Source organism: Mycobacterium sp. WUMAC-067, from assembly GCF_020217485.1.
Taxonomy (GTDB): Bacteria; Actinomycetota; Actinomycetes; order Mycobacteriales; family Mycobacteriaceae; genus Mycobacterium.
The window spans coordinates 1-236 of sequence record NZ_JAEKMI010000226.1; the positions used below are offsets into that span (position 1 = coordinate 1).

The window sequence follows — 236 nt, forward strand, 5'->3', positions numbered from 1 at the left end:
CTCGACGGGCACCGCTGTACGGGCTTGGGGAATGGTGCTGTGGTCGGCCAGAATTGGCCCCTGGTCATAAGTGGGCGTCAGTTCGATGAACCTCGAGGCCACCAGGCTTGGGGAGATGATGATGGCCTGGGCGTCCGCGGGTATCGGCACGTCGCCTCTGACACCCATCACGATCTTGGTGTGTTCGGGCTCTGGTGAAATGGACTTAATGCTGCCGATCGTTACGCCGGCCACTT

1 protein-coding gene is annotated in these 236 nt (G+C 61.0%); it reads right to left on the bottom strand.

From position 1 onward, the window contains the following. Positions 1-234 (bottom strand): MlaD family protein (locus JF781_RS28825; protein WP_225341399.1); only part of this gene is annotated, 234 nt, incomplete at its 3' end. Positions 235-236 lie beyond the last annotated feature (2 nt).